Origin of the sequence: Streptomyces sp. Root1304 (genome assembly GCF_001426405.1) — a bacterium.
In the GTDB taxonomy this organism is placed as follows: domain Bacteria; phylum Actinomycetota; class Actinomycetes; order Streptomycetales; family Streptomycetaceae; genus Streptomyces.
Genome location: NZ_LMEP01000024.1, coordinates 1 through 15,137, shown reverse-complemented (window position 1 = coordinate 15,137; position 15,137 = coordinate 1). Strand labels below are relative to the sequence as shown.

Genomic DNA, 15,137 nt, shown 5'->3' with positions numbered 1-15,137 from the left:
GCGGTACGCGCGCGGGCGGCTGCCCGGACGCCGTACACCCCCCTGGGGCAGGGGTGATATTTGGCCGAATGACGCCTGTGGCCAACTGGCCCATGCCAGGGGCGCATTCGGCTTTCACGCGCGTGCACCCGGACTCCGCCCCGTGCGCCGTTGTCGTGGCAGCATGTCTCCCACCGAAACGGACGTGGAGGCGCCGATGCGATGGCTGGTGGGCTGGAGCAGTGTCGCCGCGAACGTCGCCACGAGGGCCGGGGCCCGGGCGGGCTCGGTGAGCGGCACCCACGGCTCGCCGGGCGGCGGTTACGGAAGCACCGGCTACGGAGGTGACTTCGGCGGCGGCTACGGCGCGGACGACCGCTACGGCACCGCGCGGGCCAACGGCTCCGGCCGCGCGGCCGCCACCGAGGGGCGCACGGTGCAACCGGTGGGCGCACAACTCCTGTGGGGCGACCCCGATCCGCTGTGGGCGGTCGGCGACTGGCGGCCCGACGAGGTGCGCGTGGTGGCCGTCGACGACGACACCCGCCTCGCCGTCCTCGGCTGCTGCGCCGCCAGCGACGAGGAACTGCGGATCGGCCTGCTCACCGCGCGCGGGGGCGCGTTGCGGCACCTCACCGCCTGGCCCGGCAGCTACACGGCGGTCGTCAAGGCGGGCCGCCGGGTCACCGTCACCGGTGATCTCGCGGGCGCCCGGCCGGTGTTCCACACCCCGTGGGCCGGCGGCACCGCGTACGCCACCGCCGCCCTGCCGCTCGCCGACCTCGTCGAGGCCCAGCTCGACATCGGCCACCTCGCCGCCCTCCTCGCCTGCCCGGAGACCCCCGAGGCGCTGCGCGACTCCACCCCCTACGAAGGGGTCCGGCGCGTTCCGCCGGGACACGCCCTGATCCTGCGGGAGGGCTCGCGCGAGATCACCGGCTACGAACAGGTCGCCTCGCTCGCGGTCGCGGCGGCCCAGACGGACCCCCGGCAGGCCGTCGAAGGTGTCAGGGACGCCCTGGTGGAAGCCGTACGCGCCCGGCTCACCGCACCCCGGCACGCTCCCGAGGCCCCGCCGGCCGACCCCGGCCCCGTCCCCGGCATGGGGCCCGCCGACCGGCGCGCGGCCCGGGGCGCGGGCCCGGCGCCCGGCATCGGCGCCGACCTGTCCGGTGGCAGCGCCTCCGGCACGCTCGCCCTGCTCGCCGCGGGACTCCCCGGGGTGCCGGGCACGATCATCGGGCACGGCGCGGGCGCGGGGGAGCGGCTGCTCGCCGTCACCTTCAACGACCTGGCCACGCGCACGGGGTCGGGCCGCGAGGAGGAACTGAAGCGGGCCGGGGAACTCGCGGCCGACCCGCGCCTGCACCACGTGGTCGTCGCGGCGGGCGAGGAGGCGCTTCCGTACGCCGCCCTGGACGGGCCGCTCACCGACGAGCCGGGGCCCGCGCTCGTCACGGCCGAGCGGCACCGGCGGCGGCTCGCGGGCGGCAGCGCCGACCACTTCACCGGCATGGGCGCCAAGCAGGTCCTCGACGCGCACCCGGCGCGCCTCGCGGACCTCCTGATGGACCGCAGGCGCCGCTCCCTGGTGCGTCCCGTGACGGCCCTCGCGAAGGCCGCCGGGCCGTCGGCGGGCTCGCTCCTGGTGCCGCTGACCGTGTACCGGGCGGCCCGGAAGCTGGCCCGTACCCCGTACCGGACGGGCCTGGAGGCCGCGGCCCGGCGGGTCCTGGAGGCGAACCGGACGGCACCGGACGGCTTCGGCCCCCTGGAGGCGTCCCTCTCCGCGCTCGCCTGGTCGAGGCCGGGGCCCGCGGCGCGCTGGCTGACCGGGGAGGCGCTGGCCGAAGTATCGGTTCGCCTGAACCGGGCGGCGACCCTGCCGACCTCCGTCCAGCGTCCGGGCGAGGCACGCGCGCGTGCCGCCCTCGCCCGCGCCGCCGCCGACCTCCGGGTCCTGGAGCAGGCCGCCGAGATCCGCGGCCAGCGCCTGCACGCGCCCTTCCTCGACAACCAGGTCGTACGGGCCTGCCGCGAGCTCCCCGAATCGCTCCGGGTCCAGCCGGACGCACGCGCGGGCGTGCTCCGCACGGTCCTCGCCGGCGCGGGCGTCCACGACCTGCCGCCGGGCTGGGGCGCCCCCCACCCGGCGGTCCCGGCCGCCGCCACGCGCGCGGGTCTGCGCGCGGCGCTCCCCGACCTGATCTCCCTCTTCGACGCGCCCCTCCTCGCCGACGCGGGCCTGATCGAGGCCCGGGTCGTCCGCGAGGCCCTCCGCACGGCGGCCGACGGCGCACCCGTCCCCCTCGACGGCCTGGCCGACCTCGTCTCCACCGAACTCTGGCTCCGCCGCCTCCTCGCCCGCCGCGGCTCCTGCTGGACCAACACGACGGAACCCCGCGCCCACCGCGCGGTCCAGGGCCCGCTGATCCCGGCGTCGCGCTCCTTGCCGGCCTGAGGCCCGAGGCCCCGACCGAGGCCGAGGAGACCGACGGGGACGGCGGGACCAGTGGGGACGGCGGGACCAGTGGGGACAGCGGGACCGGCCGGGACGGCGGGACCGGCGGGGACGGCGGGACCCCCGGACATGGGGGATTCACCGGGGTAAACCCCGAGGCGTACGAACCGCCCGCCCGACACAATGGACCGGTGCGGTATCTCATCCTCGGCACCACCGAGGCCCTTCGTCCCGACGGCTCCCCGCTCCCCCTGGGCGGCGCCCGGCTGCGTGCGCTGCTCGCCGCGCTGGCGCTGCGCGGCGGCCGGGCCGTCTCCGTCGGCGAGCTCGCCGACGACGTGTACGGGGACGACCCGCCGCAGGACGCCCCCGCCGCCCTCCAGGCTCTCGTCGGCCGGCTCCGCCGGGTCCTCGGCAGGGAGGCCGTCGCCTCCACCCCCGGTCCCGGCTACCGGCTCGCCGCCGGTCCCGACGACATCGACCTGTACGTGTTCCGGCGCAAGGCCGCGGACGGCGCCGCCCGCCTCGAATCCGGCGACCCCGACACCGCCGCCGCCCTCCTCCGCGAGGCCCTCGGCCTCTTCCGGGGCCCCGCGCTCGCCGACCTGCCCGACCCGGCGGGCGTCCGGCCCGAGGCGCAGCGGCTCGCCGCGCTCCGGCAGCGCGTCGAGGCCGATCTGCGCCGGGGCGCCACCGACGGACTCGTACCGGAACTGACCGAACTCACCACCACGTACCCGTACGACGAGGCCTTCCGCGCCCATCTCATCCGGGCCCTGCGGGCCGAGGGCCGCCACGCCGACGCCCTCACCGCGTACGGCTCGGCCCGCCGTACCCTCGCGGACGCCCTCGGCGCCGACCCGGGCCCCGAACTCACCGCCCTCCACCAGGAACTCCTCACGGGCACGGCCCCGCCCCCGCCCGCCCGCGCGTCCGGAGCGGCCCGACCACCCGCACCGCAGGCCCCCGCCCCCGAGCCCGCCGCCCCGGCCGGACCGCCCGTCCCCACCCCCGAGTCCGTCCCGGAGCCGGCCTCCGAGCCCGGCAACATCCGCCCCCGCCTCACCTCCTTCGTCGGCCGTGAGCCCGAGCTCGCCGCCCTCCACACGGACCTGAGCCGCTCCCGGCTGGTCACGCTCACCGGCCCCGGCGGCTCCGGCAAGACGCGGCTCGCCGAGGAGGCCGCGCTCCGTGCCGTCGGCCCCGCCGCCTGGATCGCCGAACTCGCCCCGCTCGACGACCCCGCCGCCCTCCCCGGCGCGGTCCTCTCCGCGCTCCGCCTCCGCGAGATCACCCTGATCACCCGCGAAGGGACCCCGCTCAACGACGACCCCACCGCCCATCTCGTCGAGCACCTCGCCCGCCGCCCGCTCCTCCTCGTCCTCGACAACTGCGAGCACGTCATCGACGCGGCCGCCGCCCTCGCCGAGACCCTCCTCACCCACTGCCCGCAGCTCCGCGTCCTCGCCACCAGCCGCGAACCCCTCGGCGTCCCCGGCGAGTCGGTCCGCCCGGTCGAACCCCTGCCGCCCGACCCCGCGCACCGCCTGTTCGTCGAGCGCGCCCGCGCCGTACGCCCCTCCTTCGACCTCGCCCGGGACGGCGCGGACGCCGTCGACGAGATCTGCCGCCGCCTCGACGGCCTGCCGCTCGCGATCGAACTGGCCGCGGCCCGGCTGCGGCTGCTCACCCCGCGCCAGATCGCCGACCGCCTCGACGACCGCTTCCGCCTCCTGACCTCCGGCTCCCGCACGGTCCTGCCCCGCCAGCAGACCCTGCGCGCGGTCGTCGACTGGTCCTGGGAGCTGCTCGACCCCGACGAGCGCACCCTGCTCCGCCAGGTCTCGGTCTTCGCCGGGGGCTGGGACCTCGCCGCGGCCGAGGCGCTCTCCCCGCGCGCCGCCGAATCGCTCGGCGCCCTGGTCGACAAGTCCCTCGTCGTCGCCACCCCCGTCGAGGGCGGGGAGATGCGCTACCGGCTCCTGGAGACGATCCACGAGTACGCGGTCGAGCGCGCCGCCGAGACCCCGGCGCTGCTCGCCGCCGCGGAGGCCACCCACACCGACCACTTCACGGCCCTCGCGGAGGCCGCGGAGCCCCGCCTCCGTTCCGCGGAGCAGCTGCCGTGGATCGAGCGGATCGAGCGCGACCTCGACAACATCCGCGCCGCCCTGCACCGCACCCTCGGCACGGCCCCCGACGAGGCCGGTGCCCTCCGCCTGGTCTTCGCCATGGGCTGGTTCTGGTGGCTGCGCAACTACCGCCCCGAGGGCCTGGCCTGGGTCGAGCGCGCGGTGGCGCTCGGCGAGGACGCGGAGGACCCCGGGGACCCCCGGTACTGGCCGCGCATGCGCCTGCGCATGCTGCAGTTCTTCCTCGCCGTCGAGAGCCACACGATGAGCGACTACCAGCAGCCGGAGAAGCTCACGCTCGTCCGGCGCGTACGGGAGGCGTTCGGCACGGATCCGGGTCCCGAGGCCGCCCGCTTCCCCGGCCTGCTCTGGCCGTTCACCTCGTACCTCACCGAGGAACCTGCCGTGGTCCGGGACCTCCTCGACATCGCCGTCGCGAACTGCCGCCGGTACGGAGGCGACTGGGAGATCGGCGTCAGCCTGATGTTCCGTACGCACATGGTCGTCGACATGCCCGGCGGTCTGCCCGGCATCGACGAGGACCTGCTCGAACTCCAGCTCCTCGCCCGGCGGGTGGGCGACCGCTGGATGGGCGCCCAGATCGCGAGCGCGGCGGCCGAGGCCCACATGATGCGCGGCCGGGGGGACGAGGCCGGAGCGGCGTACGCGGAGGCCCTCGCCCTGGCCCGCGAGGTCGGCGCGCACGCGGAGGCCCCGTTCCTCGTCGCCCGCCTGGCCGAGCTCGCCTTCCGCACGGGCGACCTGGAGGCAGCCGAGAAGGGGATCGACGAGGCCGCACGCGAGGCGGAGCGGTACCACGTGCGCGACAGCAGCGTGTACGTCTGCTTCCTGCGGGCCGGCCTGGCCCTGTACCGGGGCGAGACGGCGGAGGCCCGCGCCCAGTTGGAGACGGCGGGCACCACGGTCGCCACCGGCGCGCCCCCGCCGCACTTCGCCGCGGTGATGGTCGGGCTCACCGCGCGCGTGGAGTCGCAGGAGGGCCGGGGCGCCGAGGCCGTCGCGACGGCCGTGTCCGCGCTGCGCGCCGCGCGGGACGCGCAGTGCGCGGACTTCGTCACGGTGAGCCTGACGGAGGGCCTCGCGGTCGTCCTGTCGGAGGCGGGCGAACAGGCCCTCGCGGTACGCGTCATGGCGGCGGCCGAATCCTGGCCGGGGCGGGCGCCGCGCTCGGTGCCGGGCATCCGGGACGCCGACGAGGTGGCGTCCCGGGCGCTGGCGGAACTCGGCGAGCGGGGCGTGGCCGTCGAGCAGGAGGCGGGGAAGGGCCTCGGGGTCGACGAGCTCCTGACCTTGGTGGAGACGACCCTACGCACGGGGGCGGGGAGGCTTTCGGGGCGAACCCCGTGAAAGCCCGGGCCCGTGCTCGCTGACAGCCCCGGCCCGGACCCCGTGAAGGCCCCGGCCCCCGGCGGGGTCTCCCTCAGGAGCAGCTGATCCGGGACTCCGCCCAGTCGGCGACCGCGGCCCGCCCGAACGGCGTGTGTTCCTCGACGACGAGCCGGATCGTGCTGCGGCCGGAGATGTCGACGTGCACGGGGAGCGGCGGGTCGCCGGCCCGGACCACGTCGGAGCGCCAGAGCCGCTCGTCGTCCCCGTAGACGGAGAAGCGGACGCCGCCGACGCCGAGCAGGGCGCTCAGGTCGTCGACGCCGACGATCGCGTCGTAGCTCGTGCACTGCCGGTTGAGGTCGATGAGCAGGGACGACGGCGCGTTGACGCTCACCCCGTGCGCGTACGGGGTGCCGCCGATGGACAGGTTCTGGCGCTGCCACATCCAGCTGCTGTCGGCGAGGGCGACCTCCGGCTTGGTGCCGTCGCCGAAGGCGCCGTACTCCAGCTCGTTGATCTGGTAGACGCTCGGCGGCGCGGGCGGCGGCGTCGGCTTCGGCGAGGGCTTCTCGGGCGTCGGGGTCGGCGTCGGAGTCGGTGTGGGCGTGGGCGTGGGCGTGGGGCTGGGCGGGGGCGTCGGCTTCGGCGGGGGAGGCGTCGGCTTCGGGGACGGCTTCTCCGGGGTCGGCGTCGGCGTGGGCGCCGGCGGCTCCGAGGGTGCGGGCGCGGGCGGCGGTACGGGCTTCGGCGAGGCCTTCGGCGGCGGTGCGGGCTCCGCCGGTGCGACGGGCGTGACGACCGGCTGGACGGGCCGGGGTGCGGCGACGGGCTGCGGGTCGCCGGCCATGGCCCAGACGAGTCCCGCGGCCGCGGCGACCGCTATGGCCGCCGCGATGCCGGCCTTCGCGGGCGCGCCGAGCCCCTCGGCGGCGGCGCCGCCCGACGCGGCGCCCCCGGAGGAGCCGGTGGCGGCGGCCGCGGCGCCCGCACCGGCCGCCTTGAGGGAGTACCCGGCGGCGAACCAGCCGATGACGGCGACCGGCAGCAGCGCGGGGATGCCGGCGTTGACGTGGGCCAGCTCTCCGGCGGCGAGCCGGCACTTGGCGCACTCGTCCAGGTGCTTGCGCAGACCGCGCTCGGCCCGCATCCGCAGGCCGCCGCGGGCGTAGGCGCCGAGCCGGTCCGCGTACCGGGCGCAGTCGCCGCCGGCCGTCAGGGCCTGGCTGACGTGGGCCTGGAGGTAGGCCTGCTTGAGGCCTTCGCGGGCCCGGCTGGCGAGTACGGCGGTGGCGTTGGCGGTGAGGCCGAAGAGCGGGGCGACCTCGCTGGGCGACTCCTCCTCGACGGTGGTGTGCCACAGCACGGCCTGCCAGCGCTCGGGCAGGGAGCGGAAGGCCTGCATGGCGAGCGACTGCTCCGCCTCGTGCATGGCCCGGACGTCGGCGCCGAGGTCGAGGGTGTCCTGGTCGGAGACCTCGGAGGAACGGGCGGCCTCCGCGGCGAACACGGCGAAGTCCTCGACGAGGTGTTCCCGCTTCTGGGTCCTGGCCCAGTTCGCGGCGACCCGCCGGACGGTGGTCATCAGATAGGCGCGGACGGCCTGTTCGGGCCCGGCCCCGCCGCGGACGGCCTGCAGGGTGCGGGCGAAGACCTCGGCGGTGAGGTCGTCGGCGGTGTGCGCGTCCCGGCAGCAGGTCTTGGCGTACCGGCGGACGGCGTCGGAGTGGCGGCGGAACAGCTCCTCGTACGCGGAGTCGTCGCCGTCCCGCATGAGCTGGACGAGCTCGGAGTCGGAGGGCGGCAGCTCGACGGGCGGCGGAAGCACGGTGTCGGGCTCGTCGGGCTCGTCGCCCTCGTCGGCCGGGGAGAAGGCGTCGCCCGCGAACAGGGGCTCGGCCGCGGGTGCGCTCTCGCCCCCGTGGCCCGGTCCCCGCCCGGCGACCGCTCCGCCGGCCTTGCCCTCGCGCTGCTGGGGCACGCTCAGGTCGAGCGCCTCGACCTGCCCCGGCACACCGCCGGAACCGCTCGCGCCGGAACCGCTCGCGCCGGGAGTGCCCCCCGGAGCGCCGGGCGCACCACTCGGACCGCCCTGGCTCGGCACCTGCCGGGAGGGCAGGCCTCCGGTCTCGGCGCCGCCGCCGTTGCCCAGCGGATCGTCCCGACCGTCACCGCTCATCGCGGAAGCCCCCGTACGCACGTCCAGACCCGAACACCGGCCAAGACTGCCACAGAGCGCGGGCACGCCGAAGCGCCGCGTCCACTTACCACTCGTCCGGGGCGACTTCGTGTATCCGGGCGTAACCGCTCACACGTTCGTGTCATGCTCATTGGTCCGCCCGGACCACGGGAGCGCGGCCCCGGGCGGAACCGGCGTCACGAGCCGAAGCCGCAGCCCGGAGCCGCAGCCCGCACCGAAGCCCGAGCCGCAGCCCGCACCGAAGCCACGGCCCCGCTCGAAAGATCGAGCCGAAGCCCCGGCCCCGACCCGAAGCCGGGGCCGAAAAGGCTCCTACCGGGAGCGCAGCCCCTCGAGAAGGATGTCGAGGAGTCGCGTCGAGGCCGCCGCCTGCTGCACCGCGTCCGGCAGCGCCGGAGCGGCCGTGGCGATGACGAGGAGGACGTCCGCCACGGTCACGTCGGCCCGCAGCTCACCCGCCTCGCGCGCCCGGTCGACGAGCCGGCCCACGACCTCCAGGAGCTCCGAGGCCCCCGCGTCGTCCCGCTCCTCGGCCGGCACGGCCCGCGGCACGACCACGCGCGCGTCGGTCTGCTCGGCGACCCCCCGCTGGGACGGGACCCGCGCGGCGTCGTCCGACTCCTCGCCGAAGGGCACCGCGGCGTCGTCCGCGTGCACCCGCAGCACCTGCGGCGGCAGGAGACGACCCGCGCCCGAGGCCACCGAGGTCCGCAGGAACCGGGAGAGCGCCGACCACGGCTCCTCCTCCTGGCCCAGCGCGGCCCGCGCCTGCTCGGTCAGCCGGGAGGTCTCCTCCTCGGCTATCCGGCGCACCAGCACGTCCTTGCTGGGGAAGCGCCGGTAGACGGTGCCGACGCCGACACGGGCGCGGCGCGCCACGTCCTCCATCGGAGCCCCGTAGCCCAGCTCGCCGAACACCTCGCGCGCCGCGCGCAGGACGTGCTCCAGATTGCGCTGGGCGTCCACCCGCAGCGGCGCCGACCGGCTGCCGACCACGGCGCCGTTGCGCGCCTCGGCGCCGCCGGTGCCCGCGTGGAGCCCGTCGTCGACGGTCGCCGTCCCGGCGCCCGACTGCCAGCGTGAATCCTGAATCTGCATAAGCGTTCCCCCGCTCATGATGTCTCCCCCCGGAGACTCCCCGCCCTGAAAACGGGGTTCTTCCGGCCGATGAGCGCTGCGGTCCACGCGCTCCCTCCGACACCCCGACGAAGTACGAACATAGTTGAGTCGGAGTCAATTCAGAAGGGGGAGTTCCGTACGGTGCGCCCCCCGATCGGAGCAAGGACCGGATCACTCCCGATTCCGACCCCCCACCCGGGCCGCCGCACCCACGGTGACCTGCGAGGTTGCGTGCGCACCCGGTGCATGCGCCACCCCACGCCTCCGTACCCCTCCGGTCACACAATTTGCCGAGCCTGTGGACAAACAACGGACGGCGGTGCGTCATGGGACAGTGACCGAACCTGCGCGCATTCTCGTGGTCGGCGGTGGCTACGTCGGCATGTACACCGCGCTGCGCCTCCAGCGGCAGCTCAGGGCCGAGCTCAAGGCCGCCGCCGTCGAGATCGTCGTGGTCACCCCCGAGCCGTACATGACGTACCAGCCGTTCCTGCCCGAGGCGGCGGCCGGCTCGATCTCCCCGCGCCACGTCGTGGTGCCGCTCCGCCGGGTCCTGGACCGCTGCCGGATCGTCATCGGCGAGGTCCGGTCCGTCGACCACGCCAAGCGGACCGCGACCCTCACCACCCTCGCGACCGCCGAGGAGGGCACCGGCACCGTCGACCTCGGCTACGACGAACTGGTCCTCGCGCCCGGCTCGGTCTCCCGCACCCTCCCGGTCCCCGGCCTCCTCGACCACGGCATCGGGTTCAAGACCGTCGAGGAGGCCATCGGGCTGCGCAACCACGTCATCGAGCAGATGGACATCGCCTCCTCGACCCGTGACCCCGCGCTCCGCGACGCCGCCCTCACCTTCGTCTTCGTCGGCGGGGGGTACGCGGGCGTGGAGGCGCTCGCCGAGCTGGAGGACATGGCCCGCTACACGGCGCGGTACTACCACAACGTCAAGCCCGAGGACCTGCGCTGGGTCCTCGTCGAGGCCTCGGACCGGATCCTGCCCGAGGTGGGCGAGGAGATGGGCCGGTACGCCGTCCGAGAGCTGCGCGGCCGCAACATCGACGTCCGCATGGAGACGCGTCTCGAATCCTGCGAGGACCGGGTCGCCGTCCTCAGCGACGGCACCCGCCTGCCCACCCGTACCGTCGTGTGGACCGCCGGCGTCAAGCCCGCCCCCGTCCTCGCCGCGACCGACCTTCCGCTGAACGAGCGCGGCAGGCTCCGCTGCACCGCCCGGCTCTCCGTCGAGGGCGTCGAGCACGCCTGGGCGGCCGGCGACGCCGCCGCCGTCCCCGACGTGACCTCGGACGAACCCGGCAGGGAGTGCGCCCCGAACGCCCAGCACGCCGTACGCCAGGCCGAGGTCCTCGCCGAGAACGTCGCCGCCGCGCTGAGCGGCCGCCCCACCAAGGAGTACGCGCACGCGTACGTCGGCTCCGTAGCCTCCCTCGGCCTACACAAGGGCGTCGCCCACGTCTACGGACGGAAACTCAAGGGATATCCGGCCTGGCTCATGCACCGCGCCTACCACCTGAGCCGGGTGCCCACCTTCAACCGCAAGGCCCGGGTGCTCGCCGAATGGACCCTGTCCGGCCTGTTCAAACGGGAGATCGTCTCCCTCGGCTCGCTGGAACACCCGCGCGCCGAATTCGAACTCGCCGCCGCACCACCACCCGACCCCGGCGACAAGCCGTCGTCCTGACATCACTGTCAGTGCACTCGTCCACACTGGACGTGTGACCATAGGTGGGCTCACACCTGCACAGCGTGACTCTGCACGGCACCGACACCACGAGGCATAGAGATCCGTGAACTTCACCCGTTGGAGCGCCCGGCTCCCCGGCACACAGCGCCGCGCGGCGCGGGCGACCGAAGGCTCCGTGCCCGCCGCCCGCGGTGAGTACGCGCGGCAGCTGGGGCGACTCATCAGCGACGCCGCCGATGCCGCGGGCGCGGCCGGGACCGCCGAACCGGGCGAGGCCGCCGACCCCGCAGGCGTCCCCGCCCTGGAGGACTTCTCCGTACGGGAGCTGCTCGGCCGCCTCCCCGGCCTGGTCGCCCTCGTGTACGGCCCCGAGCACCGCATCGCGTACGTGAACGACGCCTACGCCACCGCCTTCGGCCCGCGCCCCGCGGGCGCCGTCGTCGCCGACACCTGCCCCGAGGCCGAGGAGCTCGGCCTGCTGCCGCTCATGGACCAGGTGCTGCGCAGCGGCAAGCCCCGCACGGTGAAGTCCCGCCGCACCCAGGACGGCGGCTCGTACACGGTGACGTGCCTGCCCGTGGACAGCCCCCACCTCGACGGCGGCGGGGTCCTCGTCCACGCCGCCGACGTCACCGACCACGCCGAGGCCGCCGAGCGGCTGCGGACCAGCGAGCGCCGCCACCGCGAGACCGCCGTCACCCTCCAGCGCTCCCTGCTCCCGCAGGAACTCGAACAGCCCGACGACCTGCGGATCGCCGCCACCTACCAGCCCGGCGGCACCGACGCGGCCGTCGGCGGCGACTGGTACGACGTGATCACCCTCGGCGCCGGCCGCACCGCGCTCGTCATCGGGGACGTGATGGGCCGGGGCGTGCGCGCCGCCGCCGTCATGGGCCAGCTCCGCACCGCCGTCCGGGCCTACGCGCGCCTGGACCTGCCCCCGCACGAGGTGCTCCAGCTCCTCGACGGCCTCGCCGCCGAGATCGACGCCAGCCAGATCGCCACCTGTGTGTACGCGATCCACGACCCCAACGAGGGAAAGCTGGTCTACGCCTCCGCCGGGCACCTCCCGATCCTCGTACGGGACGAGGACGGCAGCGTCCGGTGCGCCGAGGACCCGACCGGCCCGCCGCTCGGCACCGGCGGCTGGCTGCACACCTCGGGTTCGATCGCCCTCCCGCCCGGCTCGACCGCCGTCCTCTACACCGACGGCCTGGTGGAGCGCCGCCGCGAGGACATCGACGAGGGCGTCGCCGCGCTGGCCCGCGCGCTCTCCGGCGCCAGCGGCACCCCGCAGGTGGTCTGCGACCGGCTGCTCCGCTCGCTGGGGGTCACCGCCGAGCACGACGACGACGTCGCCGTCCTGGTGGTCCAGCACCCCTCCCGCGAGGGAGCGGACGCGGAGCTCTTCCACAACGCGGCCCTGGAGCTCCTCGGCGGGGTCGAGGCGGCGCCCCGCGCGCGTGCCTTCGCCTCCGGGGTCCTGTCGTCCTGGCGCTTCCCGGTGGAACTGCGTGACCTGGGCGTCCTCGCCACCAGCGAGCTGGTGGCGAACTCCCTCCAGCACGGCACCCCGCCGATGCGGCTGCGCCTGCGCCGCACCGACCGCCGGCTGATCATCGAGGTGACGGACGGCGACGACCACCTGCCGCGCCGCCGCAGGGCGGAAACGGAGGACGAGGCGGGTCGCGGGATCTCGATCATCGCGACGATCGCCTCGTCCTGGGGGAGCCGCCGCACACCGGGCGGCGGCAAAGCGGTCTGGTGCGAGTTCGCCCTGCCGGGCTAGCCGGCGGGGCGGGCACGGCCGTCAGGCGGCCGCGGTCTCCTTCTCGGGCAGGTGCTGCGCCACGACCAGGGACGGCTTCACGGCCAGTGACGGCTGGTTCTGCTCCGGGGTCAGCTGCTTGCCGAGCCGCACCGCGAGGAACGTGATGCCGAGCGAGAAGAGCACGAAGGTCACGATGTACGGACCGTGCAGCGCGGCCCCCATGGGCCCGCCCACGGCCGGACCGACGGCCAGCGCCAACTGCTTGACCAGCGCGAACGCCGAGTTGTACTGCCCGACCATCGACTCCGGCGCCAGATCGGCCACCAGCGGCGCCACGGTCGGCGACAGCATCGCCTCACCGAGCCCGAAGAGGGCGTACGTGGAGACGAAGGCCGCCGTCGCCATGGCCTGGCTGCCGTGCCCGAGGCCCGCGTACCCGGCGATCAGCCAGGCCACGGTCCAGATCAGACCCACGGCCGCGATCACCCGGCTCCGCTTCCGGCGCTCGACGAACTTCAGCACCAGGAACTGGGCGGCGACGATCACCGCGGTGTTGGCGGCGAGCGCGATCCCGAGCGTCGACGGCTGGATCCCGGCGGCCTCGGTGCCGTACGCGGCGAGACCCGACTCGAACTGTCCGTAGCAGGCGAAGAAGAGGACGAAGCCGAGGACGCACAGCTGCACCATCGCCTTGTGCCCGAGCAGCGCGCGGACACCGCCGCCCTTGCCGCCCTCGGAGGGACGGGCACCCTGGAGCGCGGGGGACCCCGGCATCCGCACGGTCCCGACGACCGCCGCCAGGACCAGGAACATCGCCGCCTCGATCGAGAACAGCAGGATGAAGCTGCCCGGCCGGCTCGTGTCGACCAGCAGACCGCCGATCAGACCACCGACACCGAGACCCAGGTTCTGCAGGAAGAACTGCGTGGCGAACGCCCGGGTGCGCCCCACGGGCGTCGAGCACCAGACGATCATCGTGGCGAGGGCCGGCTGCAGCACGGCCGTACCGGCACCGAGCAGCGCCGCCGCACCCACGGCCGCGGGCACGCTGGACGCGAAGCCCATCGCCACCGCGCCGACGGCCGCGACCACCGAGGCCACGAGCAGCACCGGCACGGGCCCGCGCCGGTCGATGGCCCGCCCGCTGAAGGGCAGCACCACGAGGGCGGCCATGGCGAAGACCGCCAGGACGATGCCCGCCGTCGCGGCGCCCAGATCCCGCACCTGCGCCACGTACACATAGAGGTACGGCACGGTGAAGCCGAGTCCGAACGCGCTCAGCGCGCTGCCTGCCTGGATACGGCGCATCGCTGCGCCCCTCGCCTTGGTCACACTCACCCACTTCGGTCGCAGGTTCAGAGGTGTACCCCTGAACCTTGAAGACTTCAACGCTAAAGTTCGATCCTTAACAGTACACACCGAAGGACTTCAATGCCAACGGGGCCCGTGGGATACTCGCCTGCATGTCCGACAACCCCGAGCGGTCCGGCCCGCAGGCCCTCCAGGAGCCGAGCCTCGACGAGCAGATCGCCGCTTATCAGCGCGAGTTCCGCGACCTCGACCCCCAGGTGGAGAAGGTCGTCTCCGCCCTCGGCCGGCTGAACCGGCGGATGAACGTGGCGTACGGACGCCAGCTCGTCGACCTGGGCATCAGCAACGCGGAGTGGGAGGTCCTCAAGACCCTGGTCCTCTCCGGTGAGCCCTATCGGCTCGGCCCGGGCGAGCTGGCCAAGCGGCTCGGCCTCACTCCGGCCGCGATGACCCACCGCATCGACCGGATGGCGGGCGAAGGCCTGGTCACCCGCGACCGCGACGAGAACAACCGCGTCCGCGTGATCGTCGAGCTGACCGACGAGGGCCGCTCGAAGTGGCTGGAGGCCATGCGGATGGCCACGGACTTCGAGGAGGACCTGCTCCAGGACCTCACGGGAGAGGAGAAGGCCGTTCTCGGCGAGGTCCTCATCCGTCTCCTCCGCCGTGTGGAGCTGACGCAGCCGGACGCCGGCGGCCGTCTGACCGACCTGGACTGAGCCCTCGGGTCCTCACCGGCAGGGGGTTGACACGCCCCTGCCGGATGCGTAGTGTTCTCCGAGTTGTCACAGAGCCGGAACGGTTCTTCGACAGCCACTCCGCCGCTGATAGCGGCACCTCTACTCCGCACGATCTCCCCACCGGGACGAATTTCGGCATGCCGAAATTCATTTCGAATGGCTCGATTATGAGTCGCCGGGGAAATCCGCTAGAGTTTGAGACGTCGGAACGGCCCAACAGCCGGAAAGACAAACCCCGCTGACTGGGAATCAGACACCGAAAGGATCTGATAGAGTCGGAACCGCCGGAAGGGCCCGGAGCGAAAGCAAAAGGGACCGGAAAGCACCGAGGAAATCGGATCGGAAAGATCTGATAGAGTCGGAAACGAAGGAAGC

The 15,137-nt window shown here is 74.7% G+C and carries 8 protein-coding genes; 5 read left to right on the top strand and 3 right to left on the bottom strand.

The genetic code is table 11. The annotated features are described in order from the left end of the window. Positions 1-196: 196 nt before the first annotated feature. Positions 197-2,440, top strand: coding sequence for an asparagine synthase-related protein (locus ASD33_RS24670; RefSeq protein WP_056565610.1), 2,244 nt, complete (start codon positions 197-199; stop codon positions 2,438-2,440). A 191-nt stretch (positions 2,441-2,631) separates the two neighbouring features. Beyond that, a complete protein-coding gene (locus tag ASD33_RS24665) occupies positions 2,632-5,940 on the top strand; it encodes a BTAD domain-containing putative transcriptional regulator (RefSeq protein WP_056564681.1) in 3,309 nt (1,102 codons plus the stop codon). A gap of 73 nt (positions 5,941-6,013) precedes the next feature. Here ASD33_RS24665 and ASD33_RS24660 read toward each other — a convergent pair whose 3' ends face one another. Continuing rightward, positions 6,014-8,098, bottom strand: a complete 2,085-nt coding sequence (locus tag ASD33_RS24660) for a sigma-70 family RNA polymerase sigma factor (RefSeq protein ID WP_056564678.1) — start codon at positions 8,096-8,098, stop codon at positions 6,014-6,016. A 333-nt stretch (positions 8,099-8,431) separates the two neighbouring features. Beyond that, positions 8,432-9,217, bottom strand: coding sequence for a TetR/AcrR family transcriptional regulator (locus tag ASD33_RS24655; RefSeq protein ID WP_056564675.1), 786 nt, complete (start codon positions 9,215-9,217; stop codon positions 8,432-8,434). A 355-nt stretch (positions 9,218-9,572) separates the two neighbouring features. On the opposite strand from ASD33_RS24655, the gene ASD33_RS24650 reads away from it, so the two are divergent. Both ASD33_RS24650 and ASD33_RS24645 read left to right on the top strand, forming a co-directional pair. Continuing rightward, a complete protein-coding gene (locus ASD33_RS24650; RefSeq protein ID WP_056564671.1) occupies positions 9,573-10,937 on the top strand; it encodes an NAD(P)/FAD-dependent oxidoreductase in 1,365 nt (454 codons plus the stop codon). A 106-nt stretch (positions 10,938-11,043) separates the two neighbouring features. Further along, positions 11,044-12,729: a SpoIIE family protein phosphatase gene (locus ASD33_RS24645; protein WP_056564668.1), complete on the top strand. Its 1,686-nt coding sequence runs from the start codon at positions 11,044-11,046 to the stop codon at positions 12,727-12,729. A 21-nt stretch (positions 12,730-12,750) separates the two neighbouring features. Here ASD33_RS24645 and ASD33_RS24640 read toward each other — a convergent pair whose 3' ends face one another. Beyond that, entirely contained in the window at positions 12,751-14,019 is a 1,269-nt protein-coding gene (locus ASD33_RS24640; protein ID WP_056564665.1) for an MFS transporter, read from the bottom strand. Between the two features lie 155 nt (positions 14,020-14,174). Between ASD33_RS24640 and ASD33_RS24635 the strand changes: the two genes are divergently transcribed. Then, positions 14,175-14,741 carry a MarR family transcriptional regulator gene (locus ASD33_RS24635; RefSeq protein ID WP_056564663.1) on the top strand — a complete coding sequence of 189 codons (567 nt, stop codon included), beginning with the start codon at positions 14,175-14,177 and terminating at the stop codon, positions 14,739-14,741. Positions 14,742-15,137 lie beyond the last annotated feature (396 nt).